Raw genomic sequence first — 26,942 nt, 5'->3', positions numbered from 1 at the left:
CCTTATCTGCACTTATAGCAAATTTTTAAACACGTAATATAAGAATTAAGAAAAACAAACATAAATGAATTTAGCAATATTGTTCTGCTAAATAGGAGTAAGAGTCATGAATGCTAAAGTGAATATTTCAAATCGTGCAGGCGCAAGTTTTCCCGTACGCCGAATGAATTTTGATTTTAATAACGTACCCGAATACTGGATGAATGGTTCAGTTGGTTTAACTCATTTTATGACGGCACTTTCTGCTTTATTTCCAGCAGGTGAAAAGTTTTTTATTGATAGTGTTCGGACTGTTCGTCATCACCCTATGATTAAAGAAAACCAAGAATTACAAAAAGAAATTAGTGCTTTTATTGGTCAAGAAGCCATGCATACGCATGAGCATATTGGTTTTAATGCTTCAGCGCAAAAATATGGACACGATATCGCCACTTTAGAAGCCAAGACTGATACTGTTATTCAAACATTCCGTAAAATATTCGTGAAACTGTCAAAACCAGTGGGTATTACGCAGGAAATGATTGATTTAACAGCGACGACAGCACTTGAGCATTTCACTGCAACCATTGCATCGGAATTACTACGTAATGAGTATATTCAAGAATTAATGACAGATAAGACCATGGCAACCATGTGGGCATGGCATGCAGTAGAAGAAAATGAACATAAAGCCGTGGCTTATGATGTTTTTGAAGGGGTATTCGGTCAAGGGTTAAAAGCATATGCCTTACGTACAAGCTCTTTAACCATGGCAATGGTGGTTCTGTTTATTACCCAATCTTATTTTGTTGCACGTTTATTAAAACAAGATCAGCAGCTAAATCTTGCATCCTTAAAAGATATTTATACGTATGCTTATAGTCCATCCAAAGGTGTTATTTATGGTATGGGTAAGGAAATGTTGGCTTATTTTAAACTGGGTTTTCACCCAAATGATTTGGATACAGTAGATTTATTAACAACTTGGAAAGCTAAATTAGGTTTTTAGTCTATGTTGACTTTTTGGGCAATCGATATTGCCCATTTTTTTACTCGATTTTTTAGTTAAAGTTTCTATAATGCGAAGTTTCTGTTATTTAAAAGATGAACGAAGATGATTCGTTTGATGCAAAAAGCGGATGTAAGTCGCATTACGCAAATTGAGCAATTGGTACAAACCCATCCATGGACAGCAAAACAGTTTGAAGAGTCTATAGATTCTTATCATAGTACCGTGATTGAGCAACAAGGGCAGGTGGTTGGTTTTTGTATTTTACAACCTGTCTTAGATGAAGCAAATCTTTTACTGATGGCTATTGATCCGAGTCAACAAGGCAAAGGTTTAGGTTATCAATTACTTGAAGCTTCGATTGCACAATTGAAAAATGATCCGCTGCAAATTTTTCTAGAAGTGCGCGAAAGTAATCAAGCGGCTATCGCACTGTATGAAAAATCAGGTTTTCATCAAATTGATTTACGTAAAAATTATTATCCTCATGTGAAAGGTACTCGTGAGCATGCCATTATTATGGTCAAATCATGCAGTGATGATTTTTCACAACTGTTTAAATGATAAATAAATGCTTATTTAATAATTGGGTTATTCCAGCCAGAAGGCAATGTTGTCATGAGTGAGTTTCCCAATTGTTGAATTTCTTCTGGATTGAGTAAGCGATTTAAACGTCGCCATTGCCCATCAATCAATAATTCTAAAGGCACATATTGAGATTTATAATTCATTTTATCTGAATGAGGCACCCAATAGCCTAAATAAACATAGGGTAGGCTTAGAGTTTTTGCATGTTCAATTTGTTTAAGCACCGCAAAAACACCTAAAGATCGGCGACTTTCATCTGGATCGAAAAAAGTATAGACCGCGGAAATACCATCGTCTAAAGGATCGCAGCTGGAGACGCTAATTAACTTATCGTCTTTCCAAAATTCTAGAAAAAAACTGTCTGTACAGCTATGCACTAAAAATTTTTCAAATTGATCTAGACTAGGTGGAAACATATCGCCATCTGCATGACGCTCATTAATATAACGTTCATATAAATTGTAATGAATTTTGGAGGCATCCGCAGTACGTGTGATTTTCACTGTGAGGTCTTGATTGCGTTTCCATGCTTTTTTTTGCGAACTACTCATCTGAAATTCAGCTACAGGTACACGACAAGATAGGCATTGTCGGCATAAGTGGCATTCAGGACGATAGACAAAATCGCCACTGCGACGAAAGCCTGTACGTGATAATTCGGATAGCGTGACCACGTCAATTCGATGTGCAGGATCTAAAAAAACCATCCGAGCGGACTTGTTTTCTAAGTAGCTACAGCTATGTGGTGGCGTAATATAGTACTGTAAATCATTTAATCGGGACTTTGGGTGATACGAATTCATAGCAAGATCCCTCTATTATTGTCATTCAATTAATCGTGCTTGCTGCACTATTGTTTTACTTGAAAATACACCTTCTTGATATTTTTTCCAATCGATAGGGGGTTGTTTAACAACATCTTGTAACGAATTAAGGTACGCTTGGCGAGAAAGTGTACAAGCACCCAAGCTTAAAAGGTGATCATTGACTAATTGACAGTCAATCCAAGGCAGATGATTTTCCTGACCAATGCGCATTAATGTATAAAAAGCCATTTTTGAAACATCGGTTTGAGTGCTAAACATCGACTCGCCAAAACAGCCATGACCAATGGTGACGCCATATAAACCGCCAACGATTCTATTTTCATCCCAAACTTCAATGCTATAACCATACCCTGCATCAAATAACTGGCAATAACCTTCAATAATGTCTTCAGAAATCCAAGTATCTTCAGCATAACTACGAGGTAGGGAGCAGGAGCGAACTACGTGTTCAAAAGCATGATTAATCGTGATTTTATAATCAAATTTTTTCATATTACGGACTAAGGATTTACTTGGATGATAATCTTGAGGACGAATAATGCAACGTGGTTCAGGACTCCACCAACAAATCGGCTCATCCTCAGAAAACCACGGAAACAGACCATGAGTATAGGCTTCAAACAGGGTAGATGGGGAGAGGTCGGCACCTATGCAAATCAGCCCTTGTTCATCGGGATCAGACTCAATCGGGTCTGGAAAAATAAACTCTGAGGGTGCTAAGGTGTGCATAAATTTAACCTGATTGAAAAATTAAGGTGCAGTAAAAGTCGTTGAGATTTTTATCATATAAAAAAACCGCCCAGAGAGGACGGTTTTTTCTTTAATCGAGTTGATTTATTTTAATCAGCCGCCTAAAGCGTCAAGATATTTTTCTGCATCCAATGCAGCCATACAGCCTGAACCTGCTGAAGTAATGGCTTGACGATAAATACTATCCGCAATATCACCCGCTGCAAATACCCCAGCAATAGAAGCTGCGGTTGCATTACCTGATGTACCACTTTGTACTTGAATATAACCATCACGGAGGTTGAGTTGACCTTCAAACATACCGCTATTCGGTTTATGACCAATGGCAACAAATAAGCCTTGAACGTCTACATCTTGAGTCGTGTCATCTGTGGTTGATTTTAAACGTACCGCAGTTACGCCCGTTTTATCACCCAAAACTTCATCGACTTGGTTATTCCAAAGAATGCTGATTTTGCCTTCTTTTACTTTTTCAAATAAATGATCTTGTATAATTTTTTCTGAACGTAAAGTGTCACGGCGGTGAACTAAAGTCACGTGAGCTGCAATATTGGATAAATAGAGTGCTTCTTCAACCGCAGTATTACCACCGCCGACAACCATAACTTTTTGGTTTTTGTAGAAGAAGCCATCACAGGTTGCACATGCGCTTACGCCTTGACCCATGAATTTTGATTCAGATTCAAGACCCAAGTATTGCGCTGTTGCGCCTGTTGCAATAATGAGAGCATCACAGGTGAACTCTTCCATATCGCCTTTAAGAACGAATGGGCGAACGCTTAAATCAACTTCATTAATGTGGTCGTATACAATCTCTGTGCCAAAGCGTTCAGCATGCGCTTGCATGCGTTCCATGAGTGCTGGACCTGTTAAACCTTCTGGGTCGCCCGGCCAGTTGTCAACTTCAGTTGTAGTGGTCAATTGACCACCCAATTGTATGCCTGCAATCAGTGTTGGCTTTAAGTTGGCACGTGCAGCATAGACCGCTGCGCTATAACCCGCAGGGCCTGAACCTAGAATAATTAAACGTGAGTGACGAGCGCCCATTCGCGGCATCCTTTTTTTATTTAGAAATTTGTGGAATTATACGTGAAACTCGATACAAGTTGTGGCAGTTCAATGTCGATATTATTGATCATTGAAATCGATTTGAGCTATATACAAGAAGGGTGCTGTGCTTGATACTCAATTCATAGAGTTTGTTAGTCATAGCCTCTACATAATGTTGCATCTTTTTTATTGGAACAGGTGCATAATATCGAGTCTAATTGCGAAACTATTTTGTCTTAGTTTCTTACAAAAACATGAATGAAAAATTGGTTACAGGACAGTATATGACTGCGGTGTCGAGTGTTTATGCACAGCGCTTAATAATGACATTATTTTTAGTCTCATTTGGAATTTATTTATTCCTAGCAACAGTGACTTATACGCCTTTTGATCCAGGCTGGATGCATATTTCCAGTGATACTCTACAGGTTTCAAATGCCAGTGGTGTCGCAGGCGCATGGATAGCAGATTTATTGTTTGGATTCTTGGGCTGGGCAAGCTTACTTATTCCAATCTTTCTATTCGTTGAAGCTATTCAAGTCTGGTGGCCTTATAGTTTTTTAAATAAACCGTTTCGCTATGCAGCGCAATTTTTTATTTTATTGGCAACCTCGAGTTTATTGTATTTGTATTGGCAAGTTCCTGCCGATACTTTAGATAATTCATCGGGTGGCATTATTGGTTATGAATTGGGTGAAAGTCTTTCACAAATTTTAACCATTTATGGGGCAACCGCTTTCCTTGTGGTCTTTTGGTTTGTGCTTTTTACCCTCGCATTTGGTGTGAAGTGGAATAAAACATGGGCGACACTCAAGGTAACACCTGCTTATTTGCAAGATTTATTTTATAAAAATGTTCCTGAAACGGAATCTGCATTTGATCGTACAGCCCCTGAAGTTAAAAACTCAGTGACAAGTACTCAAGCAAAAGTTGCAGTAGAAAACATTACAGCTGCGCCAGAACACCGTGAAGTACAAATTGTATCCTCTATGGTACGAGATCAGGCTGCGGAGCGCTTGTTCGATGATATGGTTGAAAAAGAACAATATACTCAGCAACAACTTATTGATGATGAAGATGATGAGGAATTTAACCAAGTTTTAGAAAAAGCTCATCGTTTAGAACAGAATACTCAACGTGTTGTACCTACGGGTGAAGTTTGGCGTGCATTAAATTCAGATGAAAACCAATCACATAAACAAGATATTGATGCTTTATTAAAAGCAGCAGCAGAATCTGAACTACATACGCCGAATGAACATTTTAAAGCGGTTGTGCATGAACAGCCCTCATCAACCGTCGCATTTGATACTAAGCAAAATTTAGACTGGGATGATGATGAAATCTTTGATGAATTACTTGCAGCAGTGCCAAGTGGAAAAACGGCAATAGATGTTCACACGCCATTTAATCCTGTAGAGACTGAATTTGCACCAACAATGACAACAGAAAAGATTGCGATTGCATCATCAGCAATCGCAGCTTCGCCTTTATTGCATACCACACCTAAAAATACGGCATTAGATGATGAATTTGACGAACTTGATGATTTGTTGGTGGATGAGTTAGTTATTGATGATAGAGAACACGCTGCTCCAGTTCGTACAAGCAGCAGTTATGCTCAATCATCCGCATTTGTACGTGCAGAAATTAATACTCAGCCAGCACAACCCATTATTTCAGAAGATGAAAAAGCATTAATTTCATCTAATAAAGATGTGTTCCGTGAAGTTTGGCAGGAGACAGCAGGTAAACCAGTTGAAGCTGACAAACCTGTTGAAGATGACTTCGATTTTGATGCACCGTTAACCGATGCATCAGGTCGTCCAATGTCACTCGCTATGCAAGTCGTTGCACGTCGTAAAGATTTGTCGCCACTTCCGGGACTTGATTTACTAGATAAAGTTGATCCGAATAAAAAAGTTAACTTCACTGCCGAACAATTGGCACGTTTATCTGAACTTTTGGAGATTAAACTGCAAGAGTTTAATGTCAAAGCCAAAGTTATAGAAGCACAGCCGGGACCAGTGGTTACTCGTTTTGAGCTGGATTTAGCACCGGGCGTTAAAGCATCCAAAGTCACCAATATTTCACGTGACCTTGCGCGTTCAATGTCGATGGCATCTGTACGTGTGGTTGAAGTGATTCCGGGCAAACCATATATTGGGATTGAAGTGCCGAACAGCACACGTGAAATGGTGCGTCTGATCGAGTTATTGACCATTCCTGCTTTTACCGATCCAAATAGCATTCTTTCGATGGCAATGGGTAAAGACATTTCGGGTAATCCAGTCATTGCTGACTTAGGTAAAGCGCCACATATGCTGGTCGCAGGCACAACAGGTTCAGGTAAATCGGTGGCAGTGAACTCGATGATTTTATCGATGTTGTTGAAATATACACCGAATGAGTTACGTTTAATTTTGATTGACCCGAAACAACTCGAACTTGCCAACTATAACGATATTCCACATTTGCTCACACCTGTGGTCACGGACATGAAAGATGCCGTCAATGCCTTGAATTGGTGTGTCAATGAAATGGAACGTCGCTATAAGCTGATGTCTTACTTAAAAATTCGTAAACTTGCAGATTACAATCGTAAGGTAGAGGAAGCCATTGCTAATGGTGAGGATCTCATTGATCCAACGTGGAAAGCGAGTGACTCGGTTATAGGAGAGCGTGCGCCACGTTTAACACCATTACCTTCAATCGTGATTGTGGCCGATGAATTTGCTGACATGATTATGCAGGTCGGTAAAAAAGCTGAAGAAATGATTACCCGTTTGGCGCAAAAATCTCGTGCTGCGGGGATTCACTTATTGCTTGCTACACAGCGCCCATCGGTCGATGTGATTACCGGTTTGATTAAAGCCAATATTCCAACCCGCGTGGCGTTACGGGTAAACAGTAAAATTGACTCGCGTACCATTTTGGATGCGGGCGGTGCAGAAGACCTTTTAGGTCATGGTGATATGCTGTTCCTTGCGCCGGGTAAAATTGAGCCTGAGCGTGTGCATGGGGCATTTATTTCCGATGATGAAGTGAACAACATCTGTGATGCATGGCGTGAACGTGCTGCTCCAAATTATGTTGATGAAATTTTGAATCCATACGACGAAGAACCGACTTCACGTGGTTTTGAAGATGGTGATGGTGGTTCGGATCGTGATGCTTTATATGATCAATGCGTGTCTTTTGTTTTGGAAACCCGTAAGGCCTCAACCTCATCGTTACAACGTAAGTTTAGTCTCGGTTATAACCGTGCCGCACGTATCATTGACCAAATGGAAGAAAATGGTATCGTTAGTGGTATGGGTGCCAATGGTAAACGTGAAATTTTAGTTTAAATTTTCATGCTGAATTTAGGGCCTGCTTATGCAGGCCTTTTTCTGGAAATTAAAAAAATATACGGTAAAATTAAATCAATATTAATGGAAAACTAGGGAAGTTATTGTAGTCAACAATATTGACTCAATAATTCAGGGATGAAGGCTAATAATGAATGTCGCAGTGGCTTTATTTCCATTAATTATTTTAATTGCAATGGGTTATATTTTTAAACGTACTCAGTTTTTAACTGATGAATTTTGGCGGGGTGCTGAAAAACTCAATTATTTAATTTTGTTTCCAGTATTACTTTTTAATAACCTTGCTTATGTGAAATTTCAATGGTTAACGCTTACTCAAGTGTTACTGGCACTCGTGATAATTATTATCATGAGCAGTTTGATTTTATGGATGGCGAGGGCATTTTTTCATATTCCAGTAGCACGCTTTGGCGTGTATGTACAAAGCCAGATCCGCTTTAATACTTATATTGGTTTATCCATTATGTCGTTGCTGTTTGGCGCTCAAGGCATGCAAATGTTCGCCATGATGATCGCTTTGGCAATTCCTTTGGTGAATGTGATTTCAGTGTTGGCTTTTTCACAAGGACAAGGGCTAAAACATAGGCAGATTTTATTTTCTGTGATCAAAAATCCGTTAATTTTAGGCTGTGCGGTGGGCATTATTTTTAACTTACTACACCTGTCTTTATTTTCAGGGTTGGAGCAATTGCTTAAATTTTTAGCCAGTATGAGTTTGCCTTTAGGATTGATTTCCGTTGGCGCTGCTTTACAGTTTGCTCAGATTAAACATGATTATATACGGTTGTTATTGAATACCTTAGGGCGTTTAATTATGGTGCCATGTTTGGCTTATTTTATCTGTTCTATGCTGAATTTAAATGATTTTGAAACGATTATTCTAGTGGTGTTCTGTTCTTTGCCCACGGCATCTGCAGCCTATATTTTAACGCGCTATTTTAATGGAGATAGTCAACTCATGGCGGGGATTATTAGTTTGCAAACCTTATGTTTTGCATTTACCTTTCCTGTGTTGATGATCTTGCTGACTTAATGTGATGCTTAAACTTCACCATAAAAAAAGCCCATCTATTTTATTCAAACTGATGGGCTTTTTTATTTTTAAATATTATGCAAATTTTGCAAGAACTTCTAAAAATCCATCCCGTTGACGCGGATATTCAGCAATCACATCATGAATGCGTTGACCTTCAGGATTGGTGGCATTGACATCACGACCATCGGCCACGAATTGAGTCAATAAACGCTCGTAGTCATTTGGGCGCATATGTTTGAATGCGTGGTAGAGCACGTGAAAATCACCATTCACGCCTGCAGGAGGAAGCTGAGCTAAATAGGCAAATACACGCTCGTCTGACCATTCTTCGTTGAACGTTGCTGGCTGAGATAATGCCATCGCAATCTCCTTGGTATGAATAAAATAAAAAGGCAAAATATGAGACTGGGCAAAGTAATACTTTGCTTATCCAGTCCCATATTTTGCCTTGATTCAATTTGCTTGACTAATCAGAATTCAGATTATCGCTCTTCAGGCAAATTGATATTCATTTCTAACATTTCGATATTTGCTTCAGAGCGAACAGACATTTGAATATGTTGTTCATCCACACCGCGGACATAACGATTGACTACTTGCATGATTTCTTTTTTCATTTGGTCAATTTTATCTTGGCTTAAGCGTTTACCTAAACCTTGTTCTGAGGCAACAATTACTTTTAAGCGATCTTTAGCAGTTTGAGCGCTTGAAGGTTTATCATCGTTGCTGAATAATTTACTCCAGAATCCTGCCATTTCTTACGCTCCAAATAATCTTGCTAACCAACCTTTAGGTTTGACTTCAATATGACGGTAAGCACGTTCCTCACCCAAGAAGCGTGCGACTAAGTCGTCATATGCCTGACCTGCGGGAGTTTCTTGAAACAAAATAACAGGTTTTCCTTCGTTAGAGGCTTGTAACACAATCTCACATTCAGGAATTACACCCATAGTTGGTACGCGTAAAATATCTTTAGAAATATCGTCAATAGTTAACATTTCTTGTTTATCAGCACGTTCTGGATTGAATCGTGTAATACACAAATGCTTACGGATACGTCCTTCGTTTTGTTCCACTTTTCTGGTTTTGCTATCAAGCATACCAATAATACGGTCAGAATCACGTACTGAAGAAATTTCAGGATTAGTCACAATGATGGCTTCATCAGCATGGTACATCGCAAGAATTGCACCACGTTCAATCCCCGCTGGTGAATCACAAATGATGTAGTCAAACTCTTGGGAAAGCTCATCCATCACACGTGCAACACCTTCATCGGTCAAGGCATCTTTATCACGCGTTTGTGATGCAGGTAAGATGTATAAATTTTCAATATCTTTATCGCGAATAAGTGCTTGTTGAAGTCGAGCTTCATTATTTAAAACATTGACAAAATCATAAACAACGCGACGTTCACACCCCATAATTAAGTCTAGGTTACGTAAACCTACGTCAAAATCGATCACAACAGTTTTGTGACCACGAAGGGCTAAACCTGTTGCAAAAGATGCACTAGTCGTAGTTTTACCTACGCCACCTTTGCCTGATGTTACGACAACAATTTTCGCCACCGAATCCACTCCTGTTATGGTTCAAATCCCCTTTTTGATATGGGGCTTTTGGTGTTTATTTATACATTAAAATTCTAGAATTTCAAATACAAGCTCTTGCTGGTCATTCAGGTAAATATGTACAGATTTTTTTAAGACATGCTGTGGAATGTCATCTGCTACACAATATGTGCCTGCAATAGAGACCAACTCTGCTTCTAGGGAGTGGCAGAAAATGCGTGCTGCATGGTTTCCACCTGCGCCGGCAATGACTCTACCACGGACGCTACCATAAATATGTATATTTCCTGAAGCAATTACTTCGGAACCACTATTAATACCTGCATTTAGAATGATATCACCATGATCTTGTACCAGACATTGACCTGTGCGTAAAATTTCATCGTGATAAGAGGTCACATGATTGACGATACGAGTCGGTTTTAGCTCTTCTTTTGCAGGAATCGCTGCTTGCTCATCAGAAAGTTCAGGTTTGACCTCAACCACTTGTTCTTTCGTGGCTTTAATCTGTTGCAATGGTTTATGGTCTGCTGGTAGAACAGGGAATTGAATTGCGCGAGCTTGGTCAGCAAGTAAACCCTCAGTCACAGCCATAGGTTGTACTTCTAGGCTGAGCAATAGTTGAATTAAGGCAATAAGTTCTTGTTCAACTGAACTTTCAATCACAACTAATGTACCCGGTGGAAATGCTTTTTGTAGCATTGGCGCGAGTTGCTGGCGGATTGCATTATGATCATTGGTGTCTAAGCTAATGCGAATCGCATTGACCATTCTGCCTTTTATCCGTATATCAGCCATAATTATTCCTTAAGACTTCTGACTTATTCATTTTATGTCGAAGTAATGTTGTAAATAGAGCAAATCCTAGAACAAATTGAATGTTTTCTCTAGCTGTGTTTTCAATATTTTTATCTCATGATCATTCTTTCACTTGATCCTGTTGCTGCATTTGGATTAACCACTGTTTGACTTTGACTTGTTTGCGGATTGCCGTCAGACTTTCAAAAACGGCTGATTCGACCAGTTTTTCCAAGTGTGGATTATCTTCAATTTCAAGTGTGCTGATTTTGTTCGCAATATAGTGATAAATATTTTGCTCATTCTTTTGCTCACTATCTTTCTGAGCAACACTGGGTGTAAAAGGATCAATCAAGCCTTGCGTGATATTCTCCCCAAGGCGTTGTCCAATACTCTGAATTTGCTGTTCAATGCGACCACCGACTAAAGGAATGAGTCTAAGCAGCTGAGTGAGTTCAGGCGTGTCCTCAATCGCTTGATTGACAATGCTACCGACATTTTTGGCAATGAAATGACGCTGAGCCTGTAATTCTGTGCTCAGGGTGTCCTGTAAAATATCGGCAAGGGCAGTGGCAAATAACACACGGTGATGTTCGACCAGATCATGAATGATCACTTTATGGCTCGAACTGGTTTCCAGTTCATTTTTAATACCATCAAGGACATTAATCACAATTCGATCCGAGAGTTCTTCCATCACCACGTTGTAATAAAACTGACCCTTAAGCTGTAGTGATTTTGGTACTATCTTATAGCCCATTTCATGTAAACGGTAGGCAATGATGCCAGCACGGAATAAACGTAAAAAGCGCAGGTACGGAATAATCGCAAGAACTTCATACCAATGAATGAAAGGAAAGAAAAACCAGCGCTGATGATGGCGCTGTATAATAGCAATACCCCAACGAATCAGTAGCTCGGCAATCAGAAATATTATAAACCAAGCTTCTGTATTGATGACCCAAGGGTGTAAATACGTGCGATAAAAGTTCAGTACATCAATTAAATGAATGCTTTGAAAAAACCAAGTGCCTATATTGCTCATCAGGAACAGATTGGCGCATAAGCAGAACAGGTTGAAAATAATAATAAACACCATAAAGATGTCGTAAATCAGAAATAGTTTGAAGGACAAACTCTTCGGATCTAAATGGTGATATTTAGATTTGGTTTTCATCGTGTTCTGCGTCATAGGTTAAAGCTTCATCAATTTAGGACTGAGTTGTTTGATATTGTTGTTTCATGCGTTCAATGAGTTGATCTTTTTCAGTCCATAACTCATGTACCCATTGCTGAAAGCGTTCACGGTATTCAATATCATCTTCATAACTACCACCTAATACCCAAGGTGGAATGTTAATTTTACGCAAATTGACGGCAATACGATTGACATCCCCTAACCAAAAATCATCATAACCTGGTGCTCCATCAGGATAAATAATGGTCATATCAACCAAAGCATCAATTTTATCTCCTAAGATGTTTAAAGCTAGCGCTAAACCACCTGCTTTAGCTTTAAGTAAATGCTTATAAGGTGATTGCTGTTTGGCCTGTTTTTCTGGAGTAAAACGTGTGCCTTCTAAATAATTCAGTAAGGTAAAGGGCTGACTGAGTAACTGTTCACATGCTTTGCGAGATTCTTCAAGATCACGTGTTTTAAGTTCAGGATTGGCGGCAATCTGTTCTTTCGAATGACGTTTCATCATTGGAAAACCTAAAATTTTAAAGGCTGGTCCAACGAAAGGAATAAAGATTAGTTCCCACTTGGTAAAGAAACGCGTTAGCGGCATACGCGTTAAGCCAAAATATTGATTAACTGTGGTATCAACCCAACTTTGATGATTACAGGTCATCAGGTAACGCCCTTGCATGTTCAATTCTAAATCATCATCAATACTAATGTCCCATTTCAAATGGGGTAACACATGATCAATCAGCCAATTATTGACACTTAACCAACTGTTGGTAATCTGAATATTAGTTTCATCGACTTTACGTGATTTTTTGACTAATTTTGTTAAGCCGAGTGCAAGAACAGGGGGGCCATGAAAAAAAGTGCTTCCAGTAATGACGGACCCAACTGTTAGTCCTCGAGATATTTTTTTTAGTAGAGGTTGTTTCTTAATTTGCGATGACATATAAAACAGTCCTAAGATGAAGTCGCCTAATCTTTTTTCAGCTTTTAATATAATTGTAGAATTTGAAATAAAAAAAGTCTATTCATGCCACTATGAAGAAATTGTGCTTAAATAACTAGCTACACTCATATAAAATATTACAAAATGTAACTATTGATAGTTTTATTTACAAAAAATCAATGGTATGCCGATTTTTTTTAATACATGATTTCACCATACAACAAAACACAAGAAGGAGGCATGCGATGCGTGCACTAGTTATTTCAGCTGTAGTTGGGGCCTTGGCACTTTCGGGTTGTCAAAATATGGAATATGACAAAGCTGCCATTGGTACTGGTTTAGGTGCCTTATTGGGTGCAGGACTTGCATATTCTAATGCTGACAAAGACAAAATGGGTCAAGCAGCAGCGATTGGTGCAGTTGTGGGCGGCGGTGCAGGTTTACTGCTTGATAAGAAAGAAAAACGTCTTCGTCAAGAATTGGCTGGTACGGGTGTTGATGTAGGTCGTAATCCAGATGGTTCAATTAATCTTGTTATGCCAAGCGTAACATTTGCGACTAACTCTTCTACAATTCAAGCACAGTTCCAATCTGCCTTGAATGACGTTGCTAAAGTTCTTCGTGAAGATGGTACTTCAAGTAAACTTGCTTTGGTTATTCATGGTCATACTGACAATACAGGTAGTGATGCAATCAATAACCCATTGTCTCAAAACCGTGCGAACTCTGTGAAAAACTACTTGGCTTCACAAGGTATTTCAAGTTCACGTATAACTGCACGTGGTTATGGTTCATCTTCTCCAATTGCTGATAATTCAACAGCTGCTGGTCGTGAACAAAACCGCCGCGTAGAGATTTCTGTTTACGAAACTAAATAAGTTTAGTTCGTGAATAAAAAAACCACCTTCGGGTGGTTTTTTTATGAATGTCAAATTTGTATTTTAGGTTATGCAAGTTTGACATAGATGACTATAATCTAGCTCGAATCAAAACGAGGAAATACTATGTCGTCGGCAAGTCAACTCAATGACAAGCAACTTGAAGCCATGAAATATACTCAAGGACCCTTGTTAGTACTTGCAGGGGCTGGTTCAGGTAAAACATCTGTGATTACACGGAAGGTTGCGCATTTGGTTCAGAATTGCGGTATTCCTGCGCATCGTATTACAGCCATGACCTTTACCAATAAAGCTGCACGTGAAATGAAAGAGCGTGTCGGGAAGTTATTGTCTCGTGAAGAGGCTAAAGGTCTTTCAGTTTCGACTTTTCATACTTTTGGTTTGAATTTACTGCGTTTAGAACTCAAACATACGCCGTTAAAAAATAATTTTTCCATTTTAGATGCCGATGATTGTAAGCGCATTTTGATGGACTTAATGCACCGCGATAATTTATCTGGGGCAGAAAGCAAAGAACTGATTGCCAAGGCAATGAAAATGATTTCGGATTGGAAGAATGATTTAATTCCACCCGAACAAGCACATACCACGTGTGAAACAGCGGACGATGTCAAATTTGCGCATTTGTATCAACTGTATGAGCGTAATTTACGTGCTTATAATGCGGTCGATTTTGACGATTTGATCGTCATGCCTACACGTTTATTACAAGAAAATGCCGAAGTACGTGACAAATGGCAAAACCGTGTGCGTTATTTATTGGTCGATGAATATCAAGATACCAATACGGCCCAGTATATTTTGGTGAAATTGCTGGTCGGTGTGATGGGGCAATTCACTGCTGTAGGTGATGATGACCAATCCATTTATGCGTGGCGTGGTGCGAAGCCTGAAAATATGGCTCTTTTAAAAGATGATTTTCCGAATTTAAAAGTGGTTAAGCTTGAGCAAAATTATCGTTCAACCAGTCGTATTCTTAAAGCTGCCAATACGGTCATTGGTAATAATCCACATCTTTTTGATAAAAAACTGTGGTCAGATAAAGGTCATGGCGATGTGATTCGCGTGATTACCTGCCGTAATGACGATGATGAAGCTGAACGTGTAGTGAAGGATCTGATTACCCATAAACTGATGAATGGTAAAAATTGGAAAGATTATGCGATTTTATATCGGGGTAATTTCCAAGCACGAGTTTTAGAAACCCAGCTACGTCAAATGCAAATTCCATATAAATTGTCAGGCGGCCAATCGTTCTTTGGTCGTGCTGAAATTAAAGATATCATGAGTTATTTGCGCATTATCATTAATCCAGAAGATGACAGTGCATTTTTACGGATTATCAATACGCCAAAACGTGCGATTGGCCCCGTGACTTTAGAAAAGTTAGGATTATTTGCACAAGAAAATCATTTGTCGTTATTAACCGCAGCGGGTGATCAGCGCTTGACGATGGTGATGCCTAAAAAGGCCACCACTCAACTCGCTGAATTTGCCGATTTTATTGGTAATTTTACCCGTAATTTAACGGAAGATGATGAACCTGTTCCGATCATTCGTCAGATGATGCATGAAGCAGGCTATATCGATTACATCAAAGAGCAAGCCGCAACGCCCGCGCAAGAGAAAACCAAACTGGATAACATTGAAGTGCTCTATAGCAGTATCCAAAGTTTGATTAATCGTGCTGAAGATGTCGATGAAAAAAACATTGAAAGTGTGATTCGCAAGATGGTATTGCTGGATATGTTGGAGCAACAACAAGAAGAAGAAGATACTGACAAGGTCAATCTGTTGACGCTACATGCAGCGAAAGGGCTTGAATTTCCTTATGTGTATATGATTGGTTTGGAAGAAGAACTCTTACCGCATAAGAATTCAATTGCGGCAGAAACAGTTGAAGAAGAACGTCGTTTAATGTACGTGGGGATTACGCGTGCACGACAAGGCTTAACCATGACGCTGGCAGAACAGCGTAAAAATGGTGGTCAAATGAAGCAAATGACACCAAGTCGCTTCCTTGATGAGTTACCACAAGATGATTTGGACTGGCTGGGTCGTAAGAAAAAATTGGCAGGCAATATTGATCCAAAATTGCAAGCACAGCATTATCTCGAAAATTTACGTGCGCTGATCAAGCGTTAATACACCCTTTAAACCATGCAATTAGGAAAGAACAGATGAAAGTTCAAGTGAAAGTACTCGACACACGTTTAGGTAATGAATGGCCTATGCCAACCTATGCGACTTCGGGTTCGGCAGGTTTAGACTTACGTGCTTGTGTACATGAAGTGACTGTCATTGAACCAGGTCAAACGGTATTGGTTAAAACAGGTTTGGCCATTTATATTGAAGATACTAGCTTTGCAGGTTTAATTTTACCGCGTTCAGGTTTAGGTCATAAACATGGTATTGTTTTAGGTAATTTGGTTGGCTTAATTGATTCAGATTATCAAGGTGAATTAATGGTATCGGTTTGGAACCGTAGTCAAACAGCATTTACTTTAGAACCGGGTGAGCGTTTGGCTCAATATGTTCTTGTTCCTGTGGTACATGCAGAATTTGAACAAGTACAAGAGTTTGCTGCAACGGAACGTGGTGCTGGTGGTTTTGGTCACACGGGTCAAGGCTAGAATTATTTAGAAAAAATTTAACCCTGATAAATAAAGTTTTATTTATCAGGGGTATTCTTCATTTTAATTAACTTTTCTTAACTACAAATGAGTTAAATATAAATTTTAAAATAAAAAATTGTATTTAATGGTACTAATTGCGTTTGGTTTGAGAGCTTTTAAATTATTTGGCTTTTTGCATAAGTGATTGGTTATTAAATAGAAGTCTATTGGGTAAAATTATTAAATTCATAATAAAAGAATAAAATTCAAATAATTATCATTTTTTTTTGTAAAACTTTTTTACCATTGCTTAAAAATGTATATTTCTTTTAAAATATTAGCCTTGTGTTTAAAAATGATTTACTGCTTATGCATTCTGACCTAAATAAAGTATCCCATAATTTTTTCATCTTATGAGTGATGGTGAGTCGAATAAATTATTATGAATTTTAAAAATAAAAATTTTCCATCACAAATTTTTCGTGCCTATGATATTCGTGGAAAAATATCTCTTTTGACACCAGAACTTGTTAAAGCGATTGCCTATGGATTGGTTGCTCAATATCAGAAGGTTGGGCAGACTCAACTTGCCATTGGTTATGATGCACGTTTAACCAGCCCACAATATGCAGAAATAATAAAACAAGTTTGTGAAGAAAATGGAATCAAGGCAACTATTCTAGGTTGTTGTTCGACGCCATTATTATATTTTATTGCCCGTCAATTTGACGGAAATGGCGTTATGCTGACAGCAAGTCATAACCCTAAAACGGATAATGGGGTTAAATGGATTATTCAGAATGAACCACCTAGTCCAGACATGATTCAAAAAGTCGCGATTAGTGCGAATCATGTTTTTGATTCAACGCAAAAAATAACCATGCAGCCTGTGCAACATGAAATTGTTATTGAGTATTGTCTTGAATATCAACATATGCTTTTGCAAGATATCCAGTTAAAACGTCCGTTTAAAGTGGTGTTAGATGGATTAAATGGTTCGGCTGGGCGCTGTGCGGCTTTAGTGCTAAAAAAAATAGGCTGCGACGTCATCGCAATTCGTTGTAATGCGGATGGTCATTTTCCAGATCATGCACCAGATCCATCTCACGAAAAGCATTTAGTTGAATTAAGAAAAACGCTACTTGAGCAACAGGCTGATATTGGTATTGCACTGGATGGTGATGGTGACCGTTTAGTCTTGATTGATGAGTGTGGAACGATTATCTCAGCAGATCGCTTATTGGCTTTATTTGCTGAAATGTGTTTAAAAATACATCCAGAACATGAAGTTGTCTTTGATGTAAAATGCTCGACCATGGTCGCGAACACCGTTCGTAAATTAGGTGGGCAGCCTAAAATGATTCGTACGGGAAGTTCTTTCTTACGTACCTATATGTCACAGTCCAAAGGCAATGCAGTTTTTGGAGGAGAATATGCTGGTCATTATGTATTTAATGACGGGCGAGGTTTTGGGTATGATGATGGTTTATATGCGGGTTTACGTGTACTCGAATATTTAAGTCAACAACCTGATTTGACATTATCAAAAGCACTGAAAGCTTATCCAGAACGTTGTTGCACTGAAGATATGTATATTAGTACCCATAATGAAGTACCTGCCGCTGTATTACACGATGTTGAGATTAAAAGTCATGATTTTGGCGCACAATTAAGTAAAATTGATGGTGTACGACTTGATTTTAAAGATGGATTTGGCATTATTCGAGCATCGAATACGGGTGAGTATTTTACAGTGCGCTTTGATGCGGACAATCCTGTAAGATTAAATGCGATTCGAGATACATTTGTTTCCATGTTAAGTGACAGATATCCGAAAATCGCACAAGACATTTTAGATGCTCAATAAGGAGAGGCGAATGCCACATCAACATACTGGCATCGACAAAGCACAAATTTTGACTGAAGCTTTGCCGTATATTCAACGTTTTGCGGGTAAGACGCTAGTAGTGAAATATGGTGGCAACGCAATGACCGATCCAGAGCTTGAAAGCTCTTTTGCACGAGACATTGTCTTGCTAAAGACTGTGGGTTTAAATCCAATTGTGGTGCATGGTGGTGGTCCACAAGTCGATTCCTTTTTAAAACAACTCGGTCGTGAATCTGATCGTATTGATGGGATGCGCGTCACTGATCCTGCGACCATGGAAGTCGTTGAAATGGTTTTGGGCGGTAGTGTGAATAAATCGATCGTCAACCTCATCAATAAACATGGTGGTCGCGCGATTGGTTTAACGGGTAAAGACGGTAACTTACTTCGTGCACAAAAATTGTTGATGGAAAAAGTTACCGAAGATGGCACTGTGCAACAAATTGACCTTGGTTTAGTGGGGGAAGTGGTTGCTGTTAAAACTGACGTTCTAGAAATGTTTACCAATAGTGATTTTATCCCTGTGATTGCACCATTGGGCGTAGATGAAGAAGGTAATACCTATAACATCAATGCAGATTTGGTTGCAGGTAAAGTTGCAGAAGCACTTGGTGCGGAAAAACTGATTCTATTGACCAATATCACGGGTGTACTGGATGAAAATAAAAATTTGCTTACAGGCTTAACCACACAAGAAGTTGATCGCTTGATTGAAACAGGTGTGATTTATGGTGGCATGATTCCTAAAGTAGGATGTGCACTGGATGCTGTGAAAGGTGGAGTGGTGAGTGCGCACATTGTCGATGGACGTGTCCCTCATGCAACCTTGCTTGAAATTTTCACTGATCATGGTGTAGGTACTTTAATTACCAATCGTGCCAAGTAATAAATAGATGATTAAAAAGCCTCTTTATGAGGCTTTTTATTTGCACGTAGTATCCTGTCCTGAAAATAAAGCTGTATATCCTGACGGTTATTATTGAATTAATACATAAAATAGTTATAGGGATTCTAAATTGAGATTTGCAACGTTATCTTGAGTCATGCAGAATAGAAAAATCATATATTTGCCGTTTGATTAAAACTATGTGCCAGTTGCTCGGAATGAATTGTGCTACGCCAACAGATGTGACTTTTTCATTTCGTGGTTTTTCTCAACGTGCGGGGATTACCTCAGACCATTGTGATGGTTTTGGTATTGCCTTTTTTGAAGATAAAGCTTGTCGACTTTTTGTCGATAATCAATCGGCAGTCGAATCTCCGATTGCGGAACTGGTGCGTAATTATCCAATTAAATCGCGTAATGTGATTGCACATATTCGTAAAGCGACGCAGGGCAAAATTAACTTAGAGAATTCACATCCGTTCAGTCGCGAACTGTGGGGACGTCAGTGGATTTTTGCCCATAATGGTGATTTACATAATTTTGATCCATTACTATCAGGACGTTTTACTCCCATTGGTAATACAGATAGTGAGCGTGCTTTCTGTTTCTTACTTGATCGGTTTGTTGCAAGATTTGGTTATCATGAACCGAAACTTGATCAAATTTTTGATTTGTTGGCAGAAGTCTCTCCGAAAATAGCAGAGCATGGGACTTTTAATTTTTGTTTATCCAATGGTCAGGCCTTATTTACTTATGCGATTACAAAATTGCATTGGTTAGTACGAGAGTATCCATTTAAACCTGCGCAATTGATTGATCTCGATGTAGAAGTAGATTTTAGTCAAGTCACTACGCCTGAAGATCGAGTCGCTGTGATTACCACCGAGCCTTTAACCCAAAATGAACTTTGGACAGCTTTTGAGCCTGGAGAGATGATTTTATTTCAGTATGGGTCTCCAATCCGAAAACAACAAACTCATGTTGAACGCTTAGAACGTGAAAGATTAAATCCAGCATTAAAAAGAATAACCAAAGCAGATCAACATTAGAGTATAAAAAATAATCAGTATAGATTTGTAGCAATACTGATTAAATATCTTTATTGATTTTTTCAGTGAGTAAAATATTTTAAAACTATTTTATTAAAATATGAGCTATTTATAATATTTTTATTGGTTGTGAAAAATTTTATAAAAGAATACTTAAATTAATTATTTTTTATATATTTTAATAAATATGGTGATTTGTAAAATAATAACATCAAGTTTGTTGGATTATTTGCAACGATATTGGTTAAAAAATACTTTATCGTTTTGATTGGTATTAATTATAAAAACAATATATATCATGTGTTTATAGGTTTTTAAGAGTTTAATGTTTAAAACCAACCATTTTGGTTTATTTTTATTTGTTTAAAATCAATATATTATGAATTTATGTGATTAGTCGTATATATTTTATAGGTGGTCGTAATGAAAATGAAATGGGTTCCAGAATATAATACTGGTATCGATGTGATTGACGATCAGCACAAACGAATTCTTGATTATATTAATGAGATTGATGATTTTGCTGACCATGCAAATCGTGCGCGTATTAAACAAATTTTTGACGATATTATTGATTATACTCAATCACATTTTACCTTTGAAGAGTCTTTGCAAGAAGAAGCGGGTTATAAATATCGCGTACCGCATAAACGTGTGCATGATTTATTTATTAAGAAAATTGAAGCTTACCGTGATCGTTTTGAAATGGGACAGGCGATTGAGGGGGAGTTACATGAAGTACTGTCAAAATGGTTGATTAACCATATTCAGCACGATGATGCCGATTATGTCGGAGCTGTGAAAGAAAATATGATGGGAATTATCAAAGAAAAAGAACAGAAGAAAGGTAAAAACTGGTTTGCTCGTTTCTTTTCATAAAAAATAAACGAGATAACAATAATTAAAAGTAGTCATAATTTTGCGCTGCAAATCATTAGTAATAATGGTTTGCTTTTTCTTTTTGATTTTCCCGCATGACAAAGGCAAAATAGCGGAAGACTTTTTTTAGGAACGCATCATGCAGGACAATGCTATGTCACGATGGCTATCGCCGCTGATGGCATTTTGTTTATCTTTTATCATCATTGCCACGTTAGCACCGAGTGTCGGAATTCAGGTTGATCGTCAACTTGATTTTTGGTTGTTATGGTTAGGAACGATGCTTATTTTAGCGTTACCTATCTGTTATTTAGAAATTGCCTTAGCTAAGCGTTCAAAAACTACGGCTTTAAATGCATTGTCTAGTTTGACGCGTGATGCGGATGCGTCGCAAAAATGGCGTTTGGTCGGTTGGCTGGCCGTTATTTTTATCCCTTTTTTAGCAGGGGGCATGCTGTCTAATGCGAGCCAATTATTGGGGGATTTTGCCTTCAATGGGATGGCGCCAAATCTTTTGTTCGTGGGCTTAGCGATTGTCGCCATTGCACTTTCCTTTGCACCTAGAAAAATTATTGTCATGTTAAGTGTTGTTGCGGTGTTGGCTTCTCTCATCCTCGCGAATATTTTGGGAACTGCACTGCCTAATTGGCATGTGACCGCTGTTGAATTTAGCGAATGGGGCAGTGCTACAGGCTTAGCCTTGGTTGCCAGTGGTTTAGGCATAGGCTTGTATTGGCAAAGTAGTTTGACGGCACTTAAGCAGCAAGATACTGCCACTCAAATCGCATTACCCATCTGGATTGCGCAATTGTGTGCAGTGATTGCATTTGCTTTCTTTGCCGCAAAGACTGAAATTTCAAGTTGTACCTTTGTACTTGCTGTGGTGAGTACATCGGCACTGTTACTGAATATGGCACGTGAGCAACTCTTACAACGTCAATTAAATATCGTAATTCAATGGCTGGTTATATTAGCTGCGGTATTTGTTTGGGCGATTCCTGTAATCAGTCCGATTTTTAATACATTACTGATGCTTTGGGGATTGGTCATTTGTTTAATCTATGCTGTTTTTGCAGGATGGATTATGAAAATTAGCCATCTACGTAAGTCGATGAATTTCAGTAATGAGTTGTTTTATAACCTGTGGCGTATTGCGGTGCGTGTGGTGCTCCCTGTATCGATTATCTTGGCGATGATCTCGATCATTGGACAATTGCTCTAATGAGTGAGCTACAACAGGTTTGGGTGGCATACGCTGCTCAAGATCAGCAGTTTCTGATGGCTGTTCCTTTTCAACAAGGGATGACTGCATTAGACGCCATTGAGCAAAGTGCTATTCGGGCGCAGACGGATTTACCTGAACCACTTGTATTGGGAATCTTTGGGGTACGATTGCAAGATCTAAATCAGGTATTACAGGTGGGTGATCGTGTCGAGATTTATCGAGCACTGACCATTAATCCAAAGGATATTCGTCGAAAACGTGCTGCAGAAAATCCAGTCGGACGTTATTGCCGCGGAAATCGCTTTAAACAATTGAAGTGATAAGAAAAACCCCTCATTGAGGGGTTTATTTTTATTTTAAAGCGTCTATAGTGGAGGCGCATTTAGAATCGCTTCTTTTGATCCTGGTAAGCCGGGTTGAGATTCTGGAATAGTTTCCAAGCCTTCAATCTTTTGTACCGTGCCTGTTTGATCGAAGTAAATTCTTAAATGTTGACCGTGTGCTGCAGGAATTTTGGCTTTTTTAGCATACGTTCCTGGTATATAGTTGTAGATGTAGTCCCAACGTAAAGGATTCATTGGATCTGACACTGTAGGGCTGCCGAGCAAAAAGCGAACTTGTTGGTGACTCATACCGACTTGAATTTTTGAAGCTTGTGCTTGAGTTAAGGGCGTTCCTTGAGGAATATCAACTTTATAAACGCCCAAGGTCGAACAGCCTGCGAGCAGTGAAGTGACGAACAACGTCAACATGATTTTTTGCATTTTGCTACACTATCCCAAATTAATTATGATGCATTTGATCCACGGATAGATCATACTGCATCTAAACTTTGTTGCATATTCCAACTTTAAATTTGTTGAGAGACCTTTTTATATGGCTATTTCAAATCAAGATTTACGCAAAGCTGGACTTAAAGTTACGCTTCCACGAATTAAAATATTGGAATTATTAGAAAATTCAAGACAACACCATTTAAGCGCAGAAGACATTTATAAAACTTTACTCGAACAGGGTGAAGATGTCGGTTTAGCAACTGTGTATCGAGTGTTAACACAATTTGAAGCTGCTGGTATTATCCAACGTCATCATTTTGAAAATAATCATTCAGTTTTTGAAATTATGCAAGAAGATCACCATGATCATATTGTTTGTCAAAACTGTAACAAAGTGGTTGAATTCACTAATGATGTGATTGAACATCAACAGCATGAAGTGGCTGAGAAATATGGTTTTATTTTAACGGGTCACTCATTAAATCTTTACGGTTACTGTGATTCACAAGAATGCCAAGACGCATATCGTAAAAAATAAGACTGACTTCTAATTAGTTAAAAAAACAGGCTTCAAATGAAGCCTGTTTTTTTGTTTTTAAGCTTGACCATCGAAGGTGATATTTGAATTTGCATGCAATAAACGCTCAGCACCTTCTTCAGATAATTTAATTTGCAGACGAAGGTCGTTTGGTGAGTCGGCATGTTTCAATGCATCTTTATAGGTAATTTGTTTGGCTTTATAGAGGTCAAACAAAGCTTGGTCAAAGGTTTGCATGCCAAGTTCACGCGAACGCTTCATCAATTCTTTAATTTCATGTACTTCACCTTTGCGGATCAAGTCAGAAATTAATGGTGAATTGATTAGAATTTCAATCGCAGCACGACGTGATTTACCATCAACGCTTGGAATCAGTTGTTGGGCCACCATTGCTCTTAAGTTAAGCGATAAGTCCATAAACAACTGGTTATGACGGTCAGCATCAAAGAAGTGAATAATACGATCAATCGCTTGGTTGGCGTTGTTGGCATGCAGGGTTGCAAACACTAAGTGACCCGTTTCAGCAAAGGCAATCGCATAATCCATGGTTTCACGCGAGCGAATCTCACCAATTAAAATCACATCGGGTGCTTGACGTAAGGTGTTCTTTAATGCGATTTCAAATGAATCGGTGTCAATCCCGACTTCACGCTGGGTGATGATACAACCTGCGTGTTGGTGGATAAATTCAATCGGGTCTTCAATGGTGATGATATGACCTTTAGAATTATGGTTACGATAACCAATAATCGAGGCTAAAGAGGTTGATTTACCCGTACCCGTTGCGCCTACAAAAATGATGATGCCACGCTTGGTCATTGCCAATTCTTTTAAAATCGCTGGTAACTTCAGTTCATCCATGGTGGGAATGACGGTTTCGATACGACGTAACACCATACCGGGTTGATCACGTTGTTGAAAAGCACTGACACGAAAGCGCGCAGTTTTGTCACGGTTATTGATGGCAAAGTTGCACTCACGGGTTTCTGCAAACTCTTTACGCTGTTTCTCACTCATAATTGAGTTTAAAAGTTGCCCCGTAATTTCGCCAGTCAGCTTGGTTTTAGCAATGGGTAAAATTTGACCATTGATTTTCATTGATGGTTCAACATCAGCAGTAATAAATAAGTCTGATGCTTTCTGTTGGATCATCAAATTCAGTAAGTCGTTAAAATCCATAATAAGATCCTAAATCCGTTTAAACTTATAAGAATGCTTCTGGTTGTTTCGCCATAGTACGCGCAGTTTGTGGGCTGATAATGCCTTTAGCGACCAAGCTTTTTAAGCTTTGATCCAGTGTGACCATGCCGTAGTTGGCACCAGTCTGAATGGCAGAATACATTTGCGCGACTTTGTTTTCACGAATGAGGTTTCGAATCGCGGGAATACCAATCATGATTTCATGTGCTGCGACACGACCACCACCATTTTTCTTGAGTAGTGTTTGAGAAATAACGGCTTGTAATGATTCAGAAAGCATGGCACGTACCATGTCTTTTTCTTCAGCAGGGAATACGTCAATCACACGGTCAATGGTTTTTGCCGCAGAAGTGGTATGCAGTGTACCAAAGACTAAGTGACCCGTTTCCGCAGCAGTTAATGCCAAACGAATGGTTTCAAGGTCACGCATCTCACCGACCAGAATAATGTCAGGGTCTTCACGCAGGGCTGAACGTAGAGCTTCGTTAAAGCCATGTGTGTCACGATGTACTTCACGTTGGTTGACCAAACATTTTTTCGATTCGTGTACAAATTCGATAGGATCTTCGACCGTTAAAATATGGTCGTAACGCTGATCGTTAATATAATCGACCATTGCGGCAAGAGTAGTTGATTTACCCGAACCTGTTGGTCCTGTAACCAAAACGATACCGCGTGGGAAATTACAAATATCTTTGAAGATTTGCCCCATACCAAGATCTTCAATGGTTAAAACTTTTGATGGAATGGTACGAAATACCGCACCTGCACCACGGTTTTGGTTGAATGCGTTGACACGGAAACGAGCTACGCCAGGAACTTCAAAAGAAAAGTCTGTTTCAAGTTTTTCTTCAAAATCGCGGCGCTGTTTATCGTTCATAATGTCGTACACCAATTTGTGTACTTCTTTATGTTCTAAAGCTGGTAAATTGATACGACGGACTTCACCATCGACACGGATAAGTGGCGGCATGCCCGCTGATAAGTGTAAGTCTGATGCCCCATTTTTAGCAGAAAAGGCCAGCAGTTCAGTAATGTCCATAATTTCCCCGAGATCATTTAAATGTTATTTATTTTGTTAGAATAATAAGGCTTTCCCAGAGCTTAACCAACAGTTAGTTTAAAAGGAAAGTGAAAAAAAGCTGAATGAAATGAGAACCTCGTCAATGAATAGTCTTCAAGCATCACGAAATCAAGTTTTACAGCATATAGCAGATGCCTGTAAACAAGCCCAGCGCGAGCCAGAAAGCGTACAGTTATTGGCTGTTTCGAAGACTCATCCCAGTGAGTCCTTACGTGAAATGTACCAAACAGGGCAACGCGCATTTGGTGAAAATTATTTACAAGAGGCCTTGGATAAGATTGAAAATCTAAATGATTTAGCCATTGAATGGCATTTTATTGGGCATGTTCAGCGCAATAAAACCAAACATTTGGCTGCAAGTTTTGCATGGGTACATGGCGTGGATCGTTTAGTGATTGCTGAGCGTTTATCCAGTCAGCGCGAAGCCGATCAAGCACCACTGAATATTTGTTTACAAGTCAACATTGATGCCCAAGAAAGCAAAGATGGGTGTCAGCCCAATGAAGTAGCAGAGTTGGTGAAAAAGATTAGCCAATTGCCGCATTTAAAATTGCGTGGCTTAATGGTGATTCCAGCACCCAATAATAGCCATGCTTTTGCAGAGGCGAAGCAACTTTTTGATGCGGTTAAACAGGAACATGCACAGCCTGAAGACTGGGATACTTTAAGTATGGGCATGTCTGGAGATATGGTTGAGGCCATTGCAGCAGGTTCAACGATGGTACGTGTTGGTACGGCACTTTTCGGTGCGCGAGATTATTCTAACAAAGTATAAAATAAAGAATA

27 protein-coding genes are annotated in these 26,942 nt (G+C 39.0%); 15 read left to right on the top strand and 12 right to left on the bottom strand.

Features of this window, described 5'->3' with window-relative positions; genetic code table 11:
• Positions 1 to 106 precede the first annotated feature (106 nt).
• Positions 107 to 988, top strand: coding sequence for a metal-dependent hydrolase (locus B9T25_RS02060; protein ID WP_086186818.1), 882 nt, complete (start codon positions 107 to 109; stop codon positions 986 to 988).
• Between the two features lie 105 nt (positions 989 to 1,093).
• Complete coding sequence (gene rimI / locus B9T25_RS02055; protein WP_086186817.1) at positions 1,094 to 1,552, top strand: ribosomal protein S18-alanine N-acetyltransferase; 459 nt, start codon at positions 1,094 to 1,096, stop codon at positions 1,550 to 1,552.
• 11 nt (positions 1,553 to 1,563) lie between these two features.
• Here the strand turns inward: rimI and B9T25_RS02050 are convergent, their stop codons facing one another.
• The 3 genes from B9T25_RS02050 to trxB all read right to left on the bottom strand — a co-directional run bounded on the left by B9T25_RS02050 (position 1,564) and on the right by trxB (position 4,200).
• Positions 1,564 to 2,379 carry an arginyltransferase gene (locus B9T25_RS02050; RefSeq protein WP_086186816.1) on the bottom strand — a complete coding sequence of 272 codons (816 nt, stop codon included), beginning with the start codon at positions 2,377 to 2,379 and terminating at the stop codon, positions 1,564 to 1,566.
• A gap of 21 nt (positions 2,380 to 2,400) precedes the next feature.
• Positions 2,401 to 3,132, bottom strand: a complete 732-nt coding sequence (gene aat / locus B9T25_RS02045) for a leucyl/phenylalanyl-tRNA--protein transferase (RefSeq protein WP_086186815.1) — start codon at positions 3,130 to 3,132, stop codon at positions 2,401 to 2,403.
• A gap of 114 nt (positions 3,133 to 3,246) precedes the next feature.
• Positions 3,247 to 4,200, bottom strand: a complete 954-nt coding sequence (trxB, locus tag B9T25_RS02040; protein WP_086186814.1) for a thioredoxin-disulfide reductase — start codon at positions 4,198 to 4,200, stop codon at positions 3,247 to 3,249.
• Between the two features lie 287 nt (positions 4,201 to 4,487).
• Here trxB and B9T25_RS02035 point away from each other — a divergent pair, with 287 nt between their 5' ends.
• The gene (locus B9T25_RS02035) at positions 4,488 to 7,553 is read left to right on the top strand and encodes a DNA translocase FtsK (protein WP_086187026.1); all 3,066 of its coding nucleotides are present in this window, start codon (positions 4,488 to 4,490) and stop codon (positions 7,551 to 7,553) included.
• 151 nt (positions 7,554 to 7,704) lie between these two features.
• Positions 7,705 to 8,607 carry an AEC family transporter gene (locus B9T25_RS02030; RefSeq protein ID WP_086186813.1) on the top strand — a complete coding sequence of 301 codons (903 nt, stop codon included), beginning with the start codon at positions 7,705 to 7,707 and terminating at the stop codon, positions 8,605 to 8,607.
• Positions 8,608 to 8,682: 75 nt separating this feature from the next.
• Here the strand turns inward: B9T25_RS02030 and B9T25_RS02025 are convergent, their stop codons facing one another.
• The 6 genes from B9T25_RS02025 to B9T25_RS02000 form a co-directional block, all read right to left on the bottom strand.
• The gene (locus B9T25_RS02025; protein WP_086186812.1) at positions 8,683 to 8,970 is read right to left on the bottom strand and encodes a PA4642 family protein; all 288 of its coding nucleotides are present in this window, start codon (positions 8,968 to 8,970) and stop codon (positions 8,683 to 8,685) included.
• 122 nt (positions 8,971 to 9,092) lie between these two features.
• Positions 9,093 to 9,365 (bottom strand): cell division topological specificity factor MinE, encoded by a 273-nt coding sequence (gene minE, locus B9T25_RS02020; RefSeq protein ID WP_004648029.1) that lies wholly within the window; start codon positions 9,363 to 9,365, stop codon positions 9,093 to 9,095.
• Positions 9,366 to 9,368: 3 nt separating this feature from the next.
• On the bottom strand, positions 9,369 to 10,181 hold the full coding sequence (gene minD, locus B9T25_RS02015) for a septum site-determining protein MinD (protein WP_086186811.1): 813 nt from the start codon (positions 10,179 to 10,181) through the stop codon (positions 9,369 to 9,371).
• Positions 10,182 to 10,247: 66 nt separating this feature from the next.
• A complete protein-coding gene (minC, locus tag B9T25_RS02010; protein ID WP_086186810.1) occupies positions 10,248 to 10,979 on the bottom strand; it encodes a septum site-determining protein MinC in 732 nt (243 codons plus the stop codon).
• Between the two features lie 121 nt (positions 10,980 to 11,100).
• Positions 11,101 to 12,171, bottom strand: coding sequence for a hypothetical protein (locus B9T25_RS02005; protein ID WP_086186809.1), 1,071 nt, complete (start codon positions 12,169 to 12,171; stop codon positions 11,101 to 11,103).
• A gap of 19 nt (positions 12,172 to 12,190) precedes the next feature.
• Positions 12,191 to 13,117, bottom strand: coding sequence for an acyltransferase (locus B9T25_RS02000; protein WP_086186808.1), 927 nt, complete (start codon positions 13,115 to 13,117; stop codon positions 12,191 to 12,193).
• 245 nt (positions 13,118 to 13,362) lie between these two features.
• On the opposite strand from B9T25_RS02000, the gene B9T25_RS01995 reads away from it, so the two are divergent.
• From B9T25_RS01995 to B9T25_RS01955, 9 genes are all read left to right on the top strand, one after another.
• Positions 13,363 to 13,995, top strand: coding sequence for an OmpA family protein (locus tag B9T25_RS01995; RefSeq protein ID WP_086186807.1), 633 nt, complete (start codon positions 13,363 to 13,365; stop codon positions 13,993 to 13,995).
• Positions 13,996 to 14,121: 126 nt separating this feature from the next.
• The gene (locus tag B9T25_RS01990) at positions 14,122 to 16,161 is read left to right on the top strand and encodes a UvrD-helicase domain-containing protein (protein ID WP_086186806.1); all 2,040 of its coding nucleotides are present in this window, start codon (positions 14,122 to 14,124) and stop codon (positions 16,159 to 16,161) included.
• Positions 16,162 to 16,196: 35 nt separating this feature from the next.
• Positions 16,197 to 16,649 carry a dUTP diphosphatase gene (dut, locus tag B9T25_RS01985; protein ID WP_086186805.1) on the top strand — a complete coding sequence of 151 codons (453 nt, stop codon included), beginning with the start codon at positions 16,197 to 16,199 and terminating at the stop codon, positions 16,647 to 16,649.
• 424 nt (positions 16,650 to 17,073) lie between these two features.
• Entirely contained in the window at positions 17,074 to 18,498 is a 1,425-nt protein-coding gene (locus B9T25_RS01980; protein WP_086186804.1) for a phosphomannomutase/phosphoglucomutase, read from the top strand.
• A gap of 10 nt (positions 18,499 to 18,508) precedes the next feature.
• On the top strand, positions 18,509 to 19,405 hold the full coding sequence (argB, locus tag B9T25_RS01975; protein WP_086186803.1) for an acetylglutamate kinase: 897 nt from the start codon (positions 18,509 to 18,511) through the stop codon (positions 19,403 to 19,405).
• Positions 19,406 to 19,605: 200 nt separating this feature from the next.
• Complete coding sequence (locus B9T25_RS01970; protein WP_086186802.1) at positions 19,606 to 20,454, top strand: class II glutamine amidotransferase; 849 nt, start codon at positions 19,606 to 19,608, stop codon at positions 20,452 to 20,454.
• 423 nt (positions 20,455 to 20,877) lie between these two features.
• Positions 20,878 to 21,333, top strand: coding sequence for a bacteriohemerythrin (locus tag B9T25_RS01965; protein ID WP_086186801.1), 456 nt, complete (start codon positions 20,878 to 20,880; stop codon positions 21,331 to 21,333).
• Between the two features lie 139 nt (positions 21,334 to 21,472).
• Positions 21,473 to 22,555, top strand: a complete 1,083-nt coding sequence (locus tag B9T25_RS01960) for a hypothetical protein (protein WP_086186800.1) — start codon at positions 21,473 to 21,475, stop codon at positions 22,553 to 22,555.
• Complete coding sequence (locus tag B9T25_RS01955; protein ID WP_086186799.1) at positions 22,555 to 22,878, top strand: RnfH family protein; 324 nt, start codon at positions 22,555 to 22,557, stop codon at positions 22,876 to 22,878. Before B9T25_RS01960 ends, B9T25_RS01955 begins: the two co-directional genes overlap by 1 nt.
• Before the next feature lie 45 nt (positions 22,879 to 22,923).
• Here the strand turns inward: B9T25_RS01955 and B9T25_RS01950 are convergent, their stop codons facing one another.
• A complete protein-coding gene (locus B9T25_RS01950; protein ID WP_004648045.1) occupies positions 22,924 to 23,322 on the bottom strand; it encodes an outer membrane protein assembly factor BamE in 399 nt (132 codons plus the stop codon).
• Positions 23,323 to 23,434: 112 nt separating this feature from the next.
• Between B9T25_RS01950 and fur the strand changes: the two genes are divergently transcribed.
• On the top strand, positions 23,435 to 23,872 hold the full coding sequence (gene fur / locus B9T25_RS01945) for a ferric iron uptake transcriptional regulator (RefSeq protein WP_086186798.1): 438 nt from the start codon (positions 23,435 to 23,437) through the stop codon (positions 23,870 to 23,872).
• A 57-nt stretch (positions 23,873 to 23,929) separates the two neighbouring features.
• Here fur and B9T25_RS01940 read toward each other — a convergent pair whose 3' ends face one another.
• Both B9T25_RS01940 and B9T25_RS01935 read right to left on the bottom strand, forming a co-directional pair.
• Positions 23,930 to 25,051, bottom strand: a complete 1,122-nt coding sequence (locus B9T25_RS01940; protein WP_086186797.1) for a PilT/PilU family type 4a pilus ATPase — start codon at positions 25,049 to 25,051, stop codon at positions 23,930 to 23,932.
• A 25-nt stretch (positions 25,052 to 25,076) separates the two neighbouring features.
• The gene (locus B9T25_RS01935) at positions 25,077 to 26,114 is read right to left on the bottom strand and encodes a type IV pilus twitching motility protein PilT (protein ID WP_086186796.1); all 1,038 of its coding nucleotides are present in this window, start codon (positions 26,112 to 26,114) and stop codon (positions 25,077 to 25,079) included.
• A gap of 124 nt (positions 26,115 to 26,238) precedes the next feature.
• On the opposite strand from B9T25_RS01935, the gene B9T25_RS01930 reads away from it, so the two are divergent.
• Positions 26,239 to 26,931 carry a YggS family pyridoxal phosphate-dependent enzyme gene (locus B9T25_RS01930; RefSeq protein ID WP_086186795.1) on the top strand — a complete coding sequence of 231 codons (693 nt, stop codon included), beginning with the start codon at positions 26,239 to 26,241 and terminating at the stop codon, positions 26,929 to 26,931.
• Positions 26,932 to 26,942: the final 11 nt, after the last annotated feature.

It is taken from the genome of Acinetobacter sp. ANC 4470 (assembly GCF_002135335.1).
Taxonomy (GTDB): domain Bacteria; phylum Pseudomonadota; class Gammaproteobacteria; order Pseudomonadales; family Moraxellaceae; genus Acinetobacter.
The sequence above is the reverse complement of the archived record's forward strand: the minus strand, read 5'-3'. Positions and strand labels throughout refer to the sequence as shown.